Below are 15237 nucleotides of genomic sequence, written 5' to 3'. Positions count from 1 at the left end.
TCAGTCACGTATCGTCACTCTACAGCCGGCCTGGAGACGTAAAGGCAAGCCTCTAGGTCCACCCGGCCGCCTGGTGTTACGGTCACGCCTTCCGCCTCAAGCAGCTGGATCTGCATCTCTCTTCCGACAGGTTCGATGAGGCCGATTTCGCCTTTCGAATTGATGACCCGGTGCCAGGGCAGATCGTATTTGGCGCTCATGGAATGGAGGATCCGCACGATTTGCCGGGCGGCCCGGGGACTGCCGGCGCACGCCGCGATCTGGCCGTAGGTCATGACCTTGCCCGGCGGAATGCTCCGGATCACTTCCAGCGCGTTTGCCGTAAAATCCCGCATCCGCTTTCCTCCCTCATTCCATCAGGGCCAGAACGGCTTCCGAGCATTTGGCCGGATGGTATTCCGCGTTGCGCACGGCCAGCAAGGCGTCCCGATGGCGGTCGGCGGCATAGGGCTCCTGGATCAGGCGGAACCACCGGTCGATCGGTTCGGCGGTGGTCATGAGCTCGCCGAAGCCTTGATGGATGAAGTATTCGGCGTTCTCTTCCTCCTGGCCGGGAATCGGCTCGTAGAACAGCATCGGCATCCCTTTGGCCATGCCTTCGGTGCACGTCATGCCGCCCGGCTTGGTGACGAGCAGGTCGGAGACGTCCATCAGCTTGCTGATTTCCTTGGTGAACCCGATGATCTTGATGTTGGGGTGCTGGAACTTCGGATCGGCCGCCAGCTTCTCCCGCGCTTTCTCGTTGCTGCCCATGCACAGAATCAACTGCACGCGGTCCGCATAGCCGGCCATGTGTTCGACGAGATGCTCCCCGTAGAGCAAACCCCAGCCGCCGCCCATCACCATCACGGTGGGCATGTCCTTCAGCCCGAATTGCGCCTGGATTTCGGCCCGGTCGTGCGGGTGCCAGAAATTCGGGTGAACCGGGATGCCCGTGACTTCGATCAGGGAATCCGCGATGCCGCGGGCGATCAGCTTGTCGCGGACGGCTTGGGTGCTCACCAGGTACTTGTTCACCCCGGGGTTGGTCCAGGTGGCGTGGGCGTCGTAGTCGGTGATCAGCGTATATAACGGCAAGTCCAAACCGCCGACCCGTTTGAGCCTGCCGACGACGGCGTTCGGAATCGGATGCGTGCACACGATGGTATCCGGCTTGAGCTGGCGGATCACGTCCGACACCTGATTGTAGAACAGGCGGTGCAGGGCGAATTGGGCGAGCCGGTTGAGGGACTTGTCGTATTGGCTTCGGTAAAGTTTGCCGACCAGCTTGGGCTGCTTGGACACCGTCCTGCGGTAAGCGCCCAGGATGATCGGTCCGATAACCGGGTTCAGGAAAGTGCCCAGCTCGATGACGCGAGGCTGGACGCTCTGGGAAAGCTGGCGCAGACCCATGGCGAGCGCATAGGCGGCTTGCGTATGGCCGGTGCCGAAACCTTCGGAAAGCAGCAAAACCCGTTTTTTGCGCATTGGAATGAATCCCCCATTTATTCTATTCCCATATTAAGCGTAAGTCGGACGGCGAACAAGTCCAGGTTCAAGCGCCCTTCCGGCCGGACTTTGGGCCGGGCGGTCTTCCGCGGGGGCCGGAACGGGATTGCCCCGCAGAAGATTTTGTGCTACATTGAACTTCAGAACCGACTGACCAAATTGTTATTTCGGTCAATTCGTTGGAGGGAGAGTCGGACGATGTTGGACCGCAAACCGGTCGATCGCAGGAGACAGGTGCTGGAGGCCGCGGCCCGCTCGTTCGAGACGTTCGGCTACAAAGCGACGACCATGGACCAAGTGGCCAAGCTCGCGGGGGTCGGCAAAGGCACGATTTACACGTTCTTCGACAACAAAGAAGAGCTGTTCGGGGAAATCATGTCGGGCATGATCCGCCAGCTGAGGGACATGGCCGACCGAACGGTCAATCCGGAGCTGCCCTTCGTGGACAACTTGATGGAAGTGCTGCACCGCATCCTCGACTACCGGGAGCAGCATGCTCTCGCCGCCAAGCTGTCTCAGGAAGTGCGGGACATCGGCACGCCGATGGCGAAGGAAGGGCTCGTGACGCTGGAGCGCGCGGTCGTGGCTTACATCGCCCGCCACGTCAAGGAAGCGGCCGAGCGTGGGGAGATCCGGCCCTGCGATCCGGAATTGACCGCATACGTCATGCTGAAGACGTATTTGGCGCTCTCTTCGGAAAGTCCCCACTTGCACCGGCCGCTCGGGAAAGAAGAAGTGCTGGACTATTTCCGGACCTATTGGCTCGAGGGGCTGGCGCCCCGGTGAATGCAAATTGCGACTGGAACGCAACTCCGTTGCGGTTCGGCCAGAGCGGCGAAACGGATGCGACTCGGTCAGAGCGGCGAAACGGATGCGGCTCGGCCAGAGCGGCGAAACGGATGCGGCTCGGCCAGAGCGGCGAAACGGATGCGGCTCGGCCAGAGCGGCGAAACGGATGCGGCTCAGTCAAAGCCGCGAGAGGAATAGCGTGCGTTGGGCTAACGGACATGGAGGCCGTTATTTCGGCCACTTCGGCGGTATTCGGATTGTAACGGACACCGGGGCTCTTATTGGCTCGAAAATCATGAAGATATCCGTTCGTGACGGCGAATAAGCGCATCTGTGTCCGTTAGAAATTGCAGAGGTCAATATTCCGTTCCATTACGTCTGCCATGTCCGTTAGCGGGACTGGCGGATGACGGATGGCGGATGACCGATGACGGATGACGGATGTCGGATGACCGATGACGCTAGGCGGATGACCGATGACGCTAGGCGGATGACCGATGACGGATGTCTGATGGCGGATGACGGATGGCGGATGGCGGATGGCGGATGGCGGATGGCGGATGGCGGATGGCGGATGACGGATGGCGGATGACGCTAGGCGGATGACCGATGGCGGATGACGGATGGCGGATGACGGATGGCGGATGACCGATGACCGATGACCGGTGACGGATGATTGATGACCGGTGACGGATGGCAGATACGCCAGGACTTCAAATGATGGAACGAGCTGATGTGTATACGGATGGCGGAACGAACACGAATGTTCGACCTTGCCATCCATTAAAATGACCAAATGGCCAAATCGGTCAGTTCGGTCAGTTCGTGCTTAACGGTCATTTTCATCTACAGCCAGGAGAAGACAGGGGAGAAGCCAAAATGAAGAAAAAACAAGGGGTCGTCTTCGCGGAATTCCGCAGACTCGCGAAGAGCCCGATGACTTTGCTGTCCGTGTTCGGGCTGCTGTTCATCCCGCTGCTGTACAGCGGCATGCTGATCGGCGCTTTCTGGGATCCGTACGGCAAGCTGGACCGGCTGCCCGTCGCGGTGGTGAACCAAGATGCCGGCGCGGAGATGAACGGAGAAACGATCCGCGCGGGCCAAGATTTGATCGACGAATTGAAGAAGAACGCGGAGTTTCAATGGAAGTTCACGGACGAGAACGATGCCGCCCAGGGATTGAAGAACCATCGATACGCCTTGGCCTTCGTGATTCCCGCGGATTTTTCCAAGCAGGCTTCGACGCTGCAGGACGAGACGCCGCATCCGGCGGAGATCCGGTACTACGTGGACGACGGATGGAACTACCTCAATTCGAAGATCGGCTCCACCGCGGCGGACCAGCTGCGGACCGAAGTCGGAAGATCGGTGACCAGAGCCTACGCGAAGGCGGTTCTGAACTCGCTCGGCGACGCGGCGAACGGCTTCAAGGAAGCGGGGGACGGCGCCGCGCAACTGGCGGATGGCGCCAAGTCGGCCCAGGAAGGCGCGTTGCGGCTGCAGGACAATCTGGCCAAGCTGGCGGACGGCACGCTCCAGCTGGAGCAAGGGATGGGCAAGTTGAAGAACGGCACGGCGTCGCTGGCCGCGGGGGCGCAGGATGCTTCCTCCGGAGCGGCGTCGCTGGCCGGAGGGTTGAGCGGTTTGCTATCGGCCGAGAAGCAGCTCGCAGGCGGGCTGGACCAAAGCGCGGCCGCCGCGGGGCAGCTGGCGGAGGGAACTTCCAAGCTGGCCGCCGGGGCGTCCTCCCTGGCGGACGGTGCCGGCCAGTTGGCCGGCGCGGGGCAGTCGGTTTCCGCCGGCGCCGATCAGCTGGCCGCTAGTTTGGAGCAATATGCCAAAGCGCATGAGGAGCTGGCGGCCGACGAGTCGTTCCAGAAGCTGATCGCGGCCGCGCGCCAGGTGAAAGCCGGCGCCGATCGGCTCGGGCAGGGCGCGGCCGGTTTGCAGTCCGGCGCAGGGCAGCTCGCCGATTCCGGGAACGCGGCCTCGGCCGGGGCAGCTCAGCTGCAGGGCGGCTTGAAGCAGCTGCAATCCGGAATGGCAACGTTCGGCGACAAGCTGGGAGAAGCGGAGGCCGGCGCGGGCAAGCTGGCCGAGGGGACCCGGCAGGTGGCGGCCGGCGCGGATCAAGTGCGGCAAGGCGTCGCCGACGCCGGCAGCGGCTTCCGCACGGTGACGGAAGGAACGGCTCAACTGGCGGACGGTTCCCGCGAGTTGGCGGGCGGAGTCGATCAGCTCGCCAGCGGCTCCCGAACGCTGTCCGACAAGCTCGGAAGCGCGGCATCGGAGTCCGGCGGCGTGAAGAGCGGAGACCGGACGGCCGATCAATTCGCCGATCCGGTCAAGGTTTCCGAGAACAAGCTGGCCGACATCCCGAACTATGGGACGGGGATGGCGCCGTACTTCCTCTCGCTCGGCCTGTACGTCGGAGCCCTGCTGTCCACCGTGATCCTGCCGCTGCGCGACGCGCCTGCGGGCGTAGCCGGAGGGTTCCGCTGGTATTTGTCCAAGGCGCTGCTATTCGCTCCTTTGGTTCTTGCGCAGACGGTGCTCGTCGATACCATTTTGCTATACGGACTTGGGCTCAAAGTCACGAACGTTCCCCAATTTTACGGGGTCACCGCCGTGATCGCCCTGACTTTCATGACGATCCTGCAGTTCCTGATTTCGCTGGCGGACCAGATCGGCCGCTTCGTCGGCGTCATCCTGCTCACGCTGCAGCTCGCGTCGAGCGCGGGTACCTACCCGGTGGAACTGCTGCCGGGTTGGCTGCAAGCGATCAACCCTTGGATGCCGATGACTTACGCCATTCAAGCGGTCCGCATGGTGATCGCCGGAACGACGGCAGCCGATCTCGCGGCCCCGCTGGTCAGGCTGGCCGTCTGCGCCGCCGTCTTCATCGCGCTCACGCTCGCCTATGCGCACCTCATGGCACTGCGCGGCAGGAAAGCATCGGGTCAAACGTCCGAAGCGGCGTCCGCCTCTTAAAACAATCGCCGTTCGTCCGGTTTCAAGTACCGGCGGACGGCTTTTTGCTTTCGGACCGGCTAAACATATCGCGCCCAAGCGCCGATAAGAAGGAAGACGACAAAAATGGGATTCGAAGGAAGGCTTCGCGCGTCCCGGACTTGCAGGAGGTTTGATCGACTTGGCATCACGAACGCTTTGGAACAAGATCTTGACCGCATGGCTTGCGGTTGCGCTCATAGCCGGGAGCTTCGCGTCCGTTGCCGGCGCGGCGACCGTCACGTTGTCCAAGCTGATTTTGTCGGCCAGCGACGTCACGTTGGAAATCGGCTCGACGTTTACTTTGACCGCCACGGGGGTCTACAGCGATAGTTCGACGAAGAACGTAACCGTGTACACCGATTGGAGCAGCGAGAACGCGGCCGTGGCCTCGGTCTATAACGGAACGATCACCGCCAAGACCGAAGGTACCGCGACGATCGTCGCCGTGTACGAGGACATGTCGCAATCGGTGAATGTCATCGTCACCAAAAAAGTGAAGGCGCTGACGAAAGACGCCCAGACGCTCAATTTGCGCAAGAACGATTCGGCGACCATCGGCCTTACGGCGACGTACAGCGATAATTCGACCGAAAACGTGGCCGACAAAGCGGACTGGACGTCCAGCAACGAGAAAGTCGCGACGGTCGTGAACGGCAAGGTAACCGGCCTTTCTTCCGGTACCGCCGTGATTACCGCCCAATACGGCTCGAAATCGGTCACGGTCGACGTGAACGTAGAGATCGTGAACCGCGTGGAAGCGGACAAAAAGCAAGTGTCGCTTCTGCTGCAAGGAACGCAGTCGATCACGCTGACGGCCACGTATCCCGACGGCACGACGAGAAACGTGACGAGCGAGGCGAAGTGGTCCTCCAGCGACGATGAAGTCGCCGGCGCCGTGAACGGGGTCATCAAAGGATACGGCTCCGGTACGGCCACGATCACGGCGGAATACGGAACGAAGAAGACGACGATCTCGGTCGACGTGGACAAGACGATGAAGCTGGGCGTCGATGCGGACAGCGTATTCCTGCACGTTGCGCAAACCCGCCAATTGAAGCTGACCGCGGTGAACGCGGACGGCAACGAGACGGACGTCACGGCCAGCGCGACCTGGACGTCGAGCAACGAGTCCGTCGCCTTCGTGAACAAGGGGCTGATCACCGGCGTCAAATCCGGTACGGCGACCGTTAAAGGGACGTATAACGGCAAAACGGTCGAGATCGCCGTTGACGTCGATACCCCCCGGTATTTGGACATCAACCCGTCGAAAATCACGCTGAAGGCCAAGGAAAAAGCCGAAGTGAAGCTTACGGCGACTTACGCGGACGGCTCGACGGAGGACGTGACTTCCATCGCGACATGGACGACGAGCAAGGACGAGGTCGCTCTCGTGCTGAACGGGCAGATCGTCACGTTCTCGATGGGCGCGGCGGTCATCAAAGGGACGTACGGCGGCAAGAGCGCTTCCGTCTCCGTCTCCGTCGACCTGCCGTCCAAGCTGACGGCCTCCTCCAAATCGGTGAGCATCGGCGTCGAGGAAGACTACCAAGCGGTGCTGACGGCCCAATACGCGGATGAGCATACGGATACGGTCACGGAAGCCGCGACTTGGACCTCGTCGGACGAGAGCAAGGCGACGGTAAAGGACGGCCTCATTACGGGCGTTGCCCAAGGCACGGCTACGATCACCGCCTCGTTCGGCGAGATGACGGTTAAAATCACGGTCAACGTCGGTTTGGCCGCCGAGCTGGAGCCGAGTTCCCGGCTGCTCTCCTTGTCGCTCGGCAACAGCGAGCAAGTGAAGCTGACGGCGACGGACGCGAGCGGCGTCTCGCGGGATGTCACGGCCGAAGCGAAATGGCTGTCGAACAAGCCGACCGTCGCCGACGTCAAGAAAGGGCTCGTCACGGCTTACGGCCAGGGCAACGCGACGATCACGGCGACGTACGGCGGGCAATCCGTCGCGATCACCGTGCGCGTGGACCAGGTGACCAAAATCGAAGTTTCGGATTTGAGCGTGTCCCTGAAGACGGGCGGCAGCGCTCAAGTGAAAGTCGTCGCCACCTTCGTCGACGGCAAAACTTTGGACGTGACGAACCAGGCGGATTGGGCTACGACGGCGTTCCGCATCGCGACGGTCAAGAGCGGGAAGATCACGGCCGCAGGTCCGGGGAAAACGACGGTGACCGTCAAATACGCGGGCAAATCGGCGAAGGTCGCGGTCGACGTGGACACCCTGAAATATTACCAAACGAACGAAGTGAGCATTACCTTGAAGGTCGGCCAACAAATGAAACTGACCGCGACGGCGACATACGCCGACGGTTCGGAAGCGGACGTCACGGTACCTTCCCTGTGGACTTCGTCCAAGATCACGGTGGTTACCGTCAAAGACGGAATCGTCAAGGCGACCGGCAAAGGGAAAGCGACGATCACCGCCGCCTTCGCGGGCAAAAACACGAAAGTGATCGTAACGGTTAAATAAGTTTTGGCGAATTCAGAAGTCGTCCAGTAAAGAAGAAGCCGTTCCCCCGCAGCATCGAGGGAACGGCTTCTTGGTCATGCGGCGATTGGGAAATCCGGCAAAATCGGGTATGCTAGTTTTACGCATTGATGAAGGCCGTCTGCAAAGGTTTGCTGTACTTCACGCGGAAGCCGAGTCCGTCGGCGATCACCGCGAGCGGGACATACGTTTTCTTTTCCTTGCCGACGGGCTGAAGATAAGCGGGCGCGGGAATCGAACGCTCCGTCCCGTCCACGGTCATCGTCTCTGCGCCGATCGTGACGGACACGACCCGGCCTTTCAGGCGGAAGGTCGCGGTTTGGGTTCCATCGTCCCATTGCAGCTCGGCGCCCATGGCGTCCGAGATGTCGCGCAGCGCCACGAACGTGATGCCCGGAGGCTTAAGGACCGGATGATAGTCCGTCTCCGATTCCTTGCCGGCCACGATCACCGAGATCGGAACGCCGGCCGGCCTCGGCCCCGGTTTCCGGTATTCTTGCCAGACCGCTTGCGCGAACGCTTCGGCTATCGCTTCATAGCCTTCGTCGTTAGGATGGTTATCCGGCTGCGAAACGCCGCCAAGCTGGATTGCCATATGCGTCATGCTGCCTTCCTTGCCCTTGAATTTGTCCGCCACATGTACCGCATCCGCGCGGATGCCTTCTTCTCGAAGCTTGGCGGCGAGCGAGTCGACCGCCGCCGTGATCGGGCCTACCGCCTTCTCGTACAAGACGTCGTAGAGCCCGGGAGCGAACAACTGGGGAAGGGGCAAGTATTGGTCGCTGAAGAGGATGCGGGCGCGCGGCGCGAGTTTGGCGGTCAGGCGAAGGACTTGCTCGGCGTTTTCTGCATAATTATTCAGGAGTATGCTGAAATTTCCTTCGAGCGAGGAAACGGCTTCCTTTTTGGGAAGCGTCAGGAGCGACTGGAGATAATCGCTGAAGTCGTTGGCACCGACCGTGACGACGACGAGATCGGCATCCGCCAGCGATGCCTTGAGCTCCGCCGTTCGGGCCCCGACGCCGTCCGCCAGCACTTCCAGCCTTTCGCGCTCCGGGTACTTCGAGAAATCGTCGAGTTGGGCGGCTTTCAGCGATTTACCGGCCGAAGCGCCTTGCAGCAAGCGGAGCAGTCCTTCGGAACGCAGCCCGATGATCCCGTAATTCGCGAGAGCCGCATCTCCGCGGAACAGCGCTTGCTCGTACAACCGGTCGGCAAAGCCGTACGGAACCGACGATTCCGACATCCCCGGCTGGTACCCGACCGCCAGCGAGTCGCCGATCGCGACGATCCGGTACGCGGAGCCCGCCTCCGCGCTTTCCGCCTGCGCCTTCGCGGCCCCGAATCCCGCCAATCCCGCCGCCAGGACGGCCATGGCGAGCGCCGCGCCCAGCATTTGCCGCCGAACGTTTAACATCCCCGCAATCCTCCCGATTTTTCAGGTGCGAAAACCCCGCTCTCCCAAGCGTCGCTTATCGGCGCCATAAAAATATTAAATTGCCATAAAACTTCACGTGGTGTTAAAATAACATAATAATCTACGATGAATAATTATGAATATTGTCTGTATGACAAGCCCGCTTTCAATCGTTCCTGACAAGAAATCCGCCGAAACGGCACTTATTTTCATTGTAGGTCAATTCGTCCGGGAAATGAAGCGCCGATCTGCCGCACCTGTTCAAAATACTTGTAATAGCGAGGTTACGAATGATGACTGAGATCGTGAGAGGTTTGCCGCCGAAGCAGGGCATGTACGATCCGAGCTACGAGCACGATGCCTGCGGGATGGGGTTCGTCGCCCATATCAAAGGGCGCAAGTCGCATGAGATCGTAGAGCAGGCCTTGTCCCTGCTGATCAATATGGAGCATCGCGGCGGTCAGGGCAGCGAGCCGAACTCCGGGGACGGAGCGGGCATCCTGCTGCAGATTCCGCATAAGTTTTTCTCCCGGGAAACCGCGAAGCTGGGCTTCTCGCTGCCGGAATCGGGCGCTTACGCGGTCGGCATGGTGTTCCTGCCGCAAGACGAGGCAGTCCGCCGCAAGCATGAGGAAATCTTCGAAACCATCGCGGCGGAAGAAGGCCAGACGGTGCTCGGCTGGCGGACGGTTCCGACCGACGACCGCAAGCTCGGGGAATCCGCGGTCCGCGTGAAACCGTTCGTGCGCCAGGTCTTCATCGGCCGATCGGAAGCGCTCGCGGGCCCGGACGACATGGCGTTCGAGCGCAAGCTGTACGTCATCCGCAAGCGGGCGGAGAAGGCGATCCGTTATGCGGACGACATGGAAGGAGCCGATTCCTTCTATTTCCCGAGCCTCTCCAGCAAGAAGATCGTATACAAAGGCATGCTGACGACGGAGCAGGTCGGCAGCTTCTACCCGGAGCTTCACGATCCCGACGTCGAGACCGCCATGGCGCTCGTTCACTCGCGGTTCTCGACCAACACGTTCCCCAGCTGGGAGCGCGCGCATCCGTTCCATTATATGATCCACAACGGCGAGATCAACACGCTGCGCGGCAACATCAACTGGATGCATGCCCGGCAGACGCTGTTCGCCTCCGAGCTGTTCGGCGACGACCTCGAGAAGGTGCTGCCGATCATCGCGCCGGACGGTTCCGATACCGCGATGTTCGACAACACGTTCGAGTTCATGTACTTGGCCGGCCGTTCTTTGGCTCATTGCGCCATGATGATGGTGCCGGAACCGTGGCAGAACGACGAACGCATGGATCCGGACAAGAAAGCTTTCTACGAATATCACGCGACCCTGATGGAGCCGTGGGACGGCCCCGCGGCGATGGGCTTCACCGACGGCGTGCAGATCGGCGCCGTGCTGGACCGCAACGGCCTTCGCCCGGCCCGTTACTACGTGACGAAAGACGACGTCATCGTCATGGCCTCCGAAGCCGGCGTCATCGAGATTCCGCCCGAAGACATCGTGCTGAAGGACCGGCTGCGCCCGGGCCGGATGCTGCTCGTCGACACGAAGGAAGGGCGCATCATCTCGGACGAAGAAGTGAAGCGCGCGATCGCGACCGAGCATCCGTACCGCGAGTGGCTGGACGAACACCTCGTGGACCTCGAAGACCTCCCGGAGGCGCCCGAGCTTCCGGAGCCGGACCACGCCACGGTGCAGCAGCGCCAGCAGGCGTTCGGCTACACGTTCGAGGACATCCGCAAAATCATGGAACCGATGGCGCTGACCGGCGTCGAGCCGCTGGCGTCCATGGGCTACGATGCGCCGCTGGCCGTGTTGTCCGAACGCCCGCAGCGTCTGTTCAACTATTTCAAGCAGCTGTTCGCTCAGGTGACGAACCCGCCGATCGACGCGATCCGCGAGGAAATCATTACCTCAACCTATACGTCCATCGGGCCGGAGCGCAATCTGCTGAATCCGGAACCGGAAAGCTGCCGCCACATCCGGCTGTATTCGCCGGTACTGTCGAACGAGGATTTCGCGAAGCTGCGCCACGTGCATCGGCCGGGCTTCAAATCGATCACGCTGCCGATCTTCTTCCCGGCGGACCAAGGCGAGCAAGGGTTGCGCGAAGCGCTTGACCAGCTGTGCGCGGCGGCCGACCGCGTCATCGCGAAAGGGCATAATATCCTGATCCTGTCCGACAAGGGCGTGGACGCCGAGAACGCGGCGATTCCTTCCCTACTGGCCGTATCGGCGCTGCATCACCATCTGATCCGGCAAGGCACGCGGACGAAAGTCGGCATCCTGCTCGAATCCGGAGAGCCGCGCGAAGTGCATCATTTCGCCTTGCTGCTCGGTTACGGCGTAAACGCCGTCAACCCGTACTTGGCGTTCGAGACGCTGGACGACATGATCCGCCAGGGCATGCTCCGCAACATCTCGCATGAGAAAGCGGTCAAAAACTTCATCAAGGCGGCCACGAAAGGCGTCGTGAAAATCCTGTCCAAAATGGGGATTTCCACGATCCAGTCTTACCGCGGAGCGCAAATTTTCGAAGCCATCGGCTTGAACCAGGACGTCATCGACCGGTACTTCACCTGGACGCCGTCCCGGATCGGGGGCGTCGGCCTGGACGTGATCGCCCAAGAAACGCTGGCGGCCCATATCCGCGCTTTCGCGACGCAGGAAGGAGCCGTCCGCGAGCTCGATTCCGGCGGCGACTACCAATGGCGCAAAGACGGAGAAGACCACCTGTTCAACCCGAAAACGATCCACACCCTGCAGATGGCGACCCGGACGGGCAGCTACGAGACGTACAAGAAATATTCGGCGCTCGTGCAGGGCGAATACGAAGAACTCCGCACGCTCCGCTCGCTGCTGGACTTCAAGTTCGACCAGCCGCCGGTGCCGATCGAGGAAGTCGAACCGGTCGAGTCGATCGTGAAACGGTTCAAGACCGGCGCGATGTCGTTCGGCTCGATCAGCAAGGAAGCGCACGAAGCGCTGGCGATCGCGATGAACCGTATCGGCGGCAAGTCCAACTCCGGCGAAGGCGGGGAAGATCCGCGCCGGTTCATCCCGGACGCGAACGGCGATTCCCGCCGCAGCGCGATCAAGCAAGTCGCCTCGGGACGTTTCGGCGTGACGAGCTACTACTTGAGCAACGCGGACGAAATCCAGATCAAGATGGCGCAAGGCGCGAAGCCGGGCGAAGGCGGTCAGCTGCCGGGCAAGAAGGTGTACCCGTGGGTCGCCGAAGTCCGCGGCTCGACGCCGGGCGTCGGCCTGATTTCGCCGCCGCCGCACCATGACATCTATTCGATCGAGGACTTGGCCGAGCTGATCCACGATCTCAAGAACGCGAACCCGAAAGCCCGCATCAACGTCAAGCTCGTTTCCGAGGTCGGCGTAGGCACGATCGCCGCGGGCGTGGCCAAAGGCCGCGCCGACGTCATCCTCGTCAGCGGATACGACGGCGGCACCGGGGCGTCCCCGATCGGTTCGATCCGCCACGCGGGCCTGCCGTGGGAACTCGGCTTGGCCGAGACGCATCAGACGCTGATCCTGAACAATCTGCGCGACCGCGTCGTCGTCGAAACGGACGGCAAAATGATGACGGGCCGCGACCTGGCGATCGCCGCGCTGCTCGGCGCCGAAGAGTACGGTTTCTCGACCGCGCCGCTCGTCACGATGGGCTGCATCATGATGCGCGTCTGCCATCTGGACACTTGCCCGGTCGGCGTCGCCACGCAAAATCCGGAGCTTCGCCAGAAGTTCATGGGCGACCCGCAGTACACGGTCAACTTCATGTATTTCGTCGCGCAGGAGCTTCGCGAAATCATGGCCCAGCTCGGGTTCCGCACGATCAACGAGATGGTCGGCCGGGTAGACCGGCTGGACACGAAAAAAGCGGTCAGCCATTTCAAAGCGCAGGGCATCGATCTGGCCAATCTGCTGCACATGCCGGAGCTGCCGAGCGAATCGGGCCGTTACAACGTGAAGTCCCAGAACCACGGGCTCGAGGAATCGCTGGACGTCCGGGAGCTCGTGCCGGCGGCCGCCCCCGCGTTGGAGCGCGGAGAGCGGGTGGAAGCTTCCTTCCCGATCAAGAACACGAACCGCGTCGTCGGCACGATCCTCGGCCACGAGGTTACCGTGCGGCACGGCAAGGACGGTCTGCCGGAGGACACGATCAAGTTCCACTTCACCGGCACCGCCGGCCAGAGCTTCGGAGCATTCGTGCCGAAAGGCATGACCCTGACGCTGGAAGGCGACGCGAACGACTACGTCGGCAAAGGATTGTCCGGCGGCAAAATCGCCATTTATCCTTCTCCTAAGGCGACGTTCAAAGCCGAAGAGAACATCATCATCGGCAACACGGCCTTCTACGGCGCGACGAGCGGGGAAGCCTACATCCGCGGCGTCGCGGGCGAACGCTTCGCGGTCCGCAACAGCGGCGCGAACGTCGTCGTCGAAGGCGTGGGCGACCATGGCTGCGAATACATGACCGGCGGACGCGTTGTCGTGCTCGGCCGTACGGGACGGAACTTCGCGGCCGGCATGTCGGGCGGCATCGCGTACGTCGTCGATGAAGACGGCAGCTTCGTGAACCGGTGCAACTTCGAGATGGTTCTCTTGGAGAGCTTGGAAGAGGAGCAGGAGATCGCGCAGGTGCGCGGCATGATCGAGAAGCACGCCGCTTATACGGGCAGCGAACTCGGCCAATCCGTGCTCGCCGATTGGAACGCGGTCCTTCCCAAAATCGTCAAGGTCATTCCGAAGGACTACAAACGCATGATGGAACAGATCGCGAAAGTCCAGGCCCAAGGCTTGAGCGGAGAGCAAGCCCTGCTGGCCGCCTTCGAAGCCAATATGCGCGATTTGTCCCGGGTAGGCGGGAACTAAACCAGCAAACCAATTCAAATCAAACCGGACGAATCTTCCCGCCGGCGGGGGGAGCCGTCCGGTTTTTTCTTTCTTTTCCGGCTCCGCGAGGTTCATTCGACAAAACTCCTGAGAAAAAAGTAGGAATCGGCCCCAACGCTCGACACCCTCTGCATTTAGCATTTCATATAATAAATTTATGTTTTAGGATCCATTTACCAGTGAGAGGATTTGGATGGGGATGGAGCAGGATTTGCGGTTGGGGACTTCCGAGGGAGGGCACAAGCTCGAAATCGACATTCGGAAAATACTCGCGCAGATGGGATTGGACGTGGAACGCTGGCCGCAAGAATGGAGGGAATGGGAAGATAAGAAAATCGCTACATAACGAATTCCGCTTTCCGCAAACATAAAAACAAACCCTCAAGAAGCGCCGGTCAGGCGAAATTCTTCTTGGGGGTTCAAGCATTTGCGCGGATTATTTCATGGCGCGCTCGGCACGCACGAAAGCGATAAACCGGCGGGCTTCATCGGCCGTCAGCTTGCGGCCGTCGATCGTCAAAGCGAACTTCTCCAAAATCTCTTCGTCGGACAACTCCAAATGGTCGATGAAACTGCCAACGTCCGCATCCATGTTCATATGGGGATTCTCCGTGCGGCCGACCAAATAATCGAGGGTCACTTTGAACAAATCGGCGACTTTGGTGAGGGTGACGGAATCGGGCTCCCGGCGGTTTTTTTCGTAGTGAGACAAAGCCGCCCGGGAAATTCCCAACGATGCGGCCAACTGTTCCTGGGTCCAACCGCGCTGATCCCGGAGGAACGCGATGCGATTGCCGATGTTCATCGGATTCTCTCCTAACTGTATCCCTATTATCTACCATCATAATATGAAAGCATGATGTTTTCATCGGTTGAAACAAAATGTCGCAAAAAATTCATAGAACGCTTCTTCTGTCAGTTTACGCCTCATGTCCGTCTTTTAGACGTCAGTATCGCGAGACTCCAGACGTCCGAGTTGCTAGCCGCTTCTGAATGCCCAAAAAACCCTTGACATGGAGATACGTATCGTATCTAATAAATCCAAGCGCATATGTTACAGATAGTATCATCATAAAAGGGGCTCAAGGTTCGCATTCAAA

At 60.6% G+C, this 15237-nt stretch carries 10 protein-coding genes; 6 read left to right on the top strand and 4 right to left on the bottom strand.

The annotated features are described in order from the left end of the window. Positions 1–14 precede the first annotated feature (14 nt). Both PTZ19_RS09485 and PTZ19_RS09480 read right to left on the bottom strand, forming a co-directional pair. Positions 15–335, bottom strand: a complete 321-nt coding sequence (locus PTZ19_RS09485; RefSeq protein ID WP_276353975.1) for an MGMT family protein — start codon at positions 333–335, stop codon at positions 15–17. 13 nt (positions 336–348) lie between these two features. Continuing rightward, positions 349–1467 (bottom strand): MGDG synthase family glycosyltransferase, encoded by a 1119-nt coding sequence (locus PTZ19_RS09480; RefSeq protein ID WP_276353974.1) that lies wholly within the window; start codon positions 1465–1467, stop codon positions 349–351. Positions 1468–1686: 219 nt separating this feature from the next. Here PTZ19_RS09480 and PTZ19_RS09475 point away from each other — a divergent pair, with 219 nt between their 5' ends. The 4 genes from PTZ19_RS09475 (at position 1687) to PTZ19_RS09460 (ending at position 7774) form a co-directional block, all read left to right on the top strand. Continuing rightward, positions 1687–2274, top strand: coding sequence for a TetR/AcrR family transcriptional regulator (locus tag PTZ19_RS09475; protein WP_276353971.1), 588 nt, complete (start codon positions 1687–1689; stop codon positions 2272–2274). A gap of 451 nt (positions 2275–2725) precedes the next feature. Beyond that, positions 2726–2869, top strand: coding sequence for a hypothetical protein (locus PTZ19_RS09470; RefSeq protein ID WP_276353968.1), 144 nt, complete (start codon positions 2726–2728; stop codon positions 2867–2869). 287 nt (positions 2870–3156) lie between these two features. Continuing rightward, positions 3157–5268: a YhgE/Pip domain-containing protein gene (locus tag PTZ19_RS09465; protein WP_276353967.1), complete on the top strand. Its 2112-nt coding sequence runs from the start codon at positions 3157–3159 to the stop codon at positions 5266–5268. 160 nt (positions 5269–5428) lie between these two features. Continuing rightward, positions 5429–7774, top strand: a complete 2346-nt coding sequence (locus tag PTZ19_RS09460) for an Ig-like domain-containing protein (RefSeq protein ID WP_276353966.1) — start codon at positions 5429–5431, stop codon at positions 7772–7774. A 118-nt stretch (positions 7775–7892) separates the two neighbouring features. On the opposite strand, the gene PTZ19_RS09455 is transcribed toward PTZ19_RS09460, so the two are convergent. Next, complete coding sequence (locus PTZ19_RS09455) at positions 7893–9209, bottom strand: SGNH/GDSL hydrolase family protein (protein ID WP_276353965.1); 1317 nt, start codon at positions 9207–9209, stop codon at positions 7893–7895. Between the two features lie 293 nt (positions 9210–9502). On the opposite strand from PTZ19_RS09455, the gene gltB reads away from it, so the two are divergent. Beyond that, positions 9503–14116, top strand: coding sequence for a glutamate synthase large subunit (gltB, locus tag PTZ19_RS09450; protein WP_276354008.1), 4614 nt, complete (start codon positions 9503–9505; stop codon positions 14114–14116). A gap of 214 nt (positions 14117–14330) precedes the next feature. Then, positions 14331–14483, top strand: a complete 153-nt coding sequence (locus PTZ19_RS09445) for a hypothetical protein (protein WP_276353964.1) — start codon at positions 14331–14333, stop codon at positions 14481–14483. A gap of 90 nt (positions 14484–14573) precedes the next feature. On the opposite strand, the gene PTZ19_RS09440 is transcribed toward PTZ19_RS09445, so the two are convergent. Then, the gene (locus PTZ19_RS09440; RefSeq protein ID WP_276353963.1) at positions 14574–14942 is read right to left on the bottom strand and encodes a helix-turn-helix domain-containing protein; all 369 of its coding nucleotides are present in this window, start codon (positions 14940–14942) and stop codon (positions 14574–14576) included. Between the last annotated feature and the right edge of the window lie 295 nt (positions 14943–15237).

Source organism: Cohnella caldifontis, assembly GCF_029360585.1.
In the GTDB taxonomy this organism is placed as follows: Bacteria; Bacillota; Bacilli; order Paenibacillales; family Paenibacillaceae; genus Cohnella; species Cohnella caldifontis.
Note: the sequence above shows the minus strand (reverse complement) of the source record. Positions and strands in the feature narration are given on the sequence as shown.

Bases quoted from the DNA above. Each gene is read 5' to 3' on its own strand.
- PTZ19_RS09485 (WP_276353975.1), bottom strand. From the start codon at position 335: ATGCGGGATTTTACGGCAAACGCGCTGGAAGTGATCCGGAGCATTCCG.
- PTZ19_RS09480 (WP_276353974.1), bottom strand. From the start codon at position 1,467: ATGCGCAAAAAACGGGTTTTGCTGCTTTCCGAAGGTTTCGGCACCGGC.
- PTZ19_RS09475 (WP_276353971.1), top strand. From the start codon at position 1,687: ATGTTGGACCGCAAACCGGTCGATCGCAGGAGACAGGTGCTGGAGGCC.
- PTZ19_RS09470 (WP_276353968.1), top strand. From the start codon at position 2,726: ATGACCGATGACGCTAGGCGGATGACCGATGACGCTAGGCGGATGACC.
- PTZ19_RS09465 (WP_276353967.1), top strand. From the start codon at position 3,157: ATGAAGAAAAAACAAGGGGTCGTCTTCGCGGAATTCCGCAGACTCGCG.
- PTZ19_RS09455 (WP_276353965.1), bottom strand. From the start codon at position 9,209: ATGTTAAACGTTCGGCGGCAAATGCTGGGCGCGGCGCTCGCCATGGCC.
- gltB (WP_276354008.1), top strand. From the start codon at position 9,503: ATGACTGAGATCGTGAGAGGTTTGCCGCCGAAGCAGGGCATGTACGAT.
- PTZ19_RS09445 (WP_276353964.1), top strand. From the start codon at position 14,331: ATGGGGATGGAGCAGGATTTGCGGTTGGGGACTTCCGAGGGAGGGCAC.
- PTZ19_RS09440 (WP_276353963.1), bottom strand. From the start codon at position 14,942: ATGAACATCGGCAATCGCATCGCGTTCCTCCGGGATCAGCGCGGTTGG.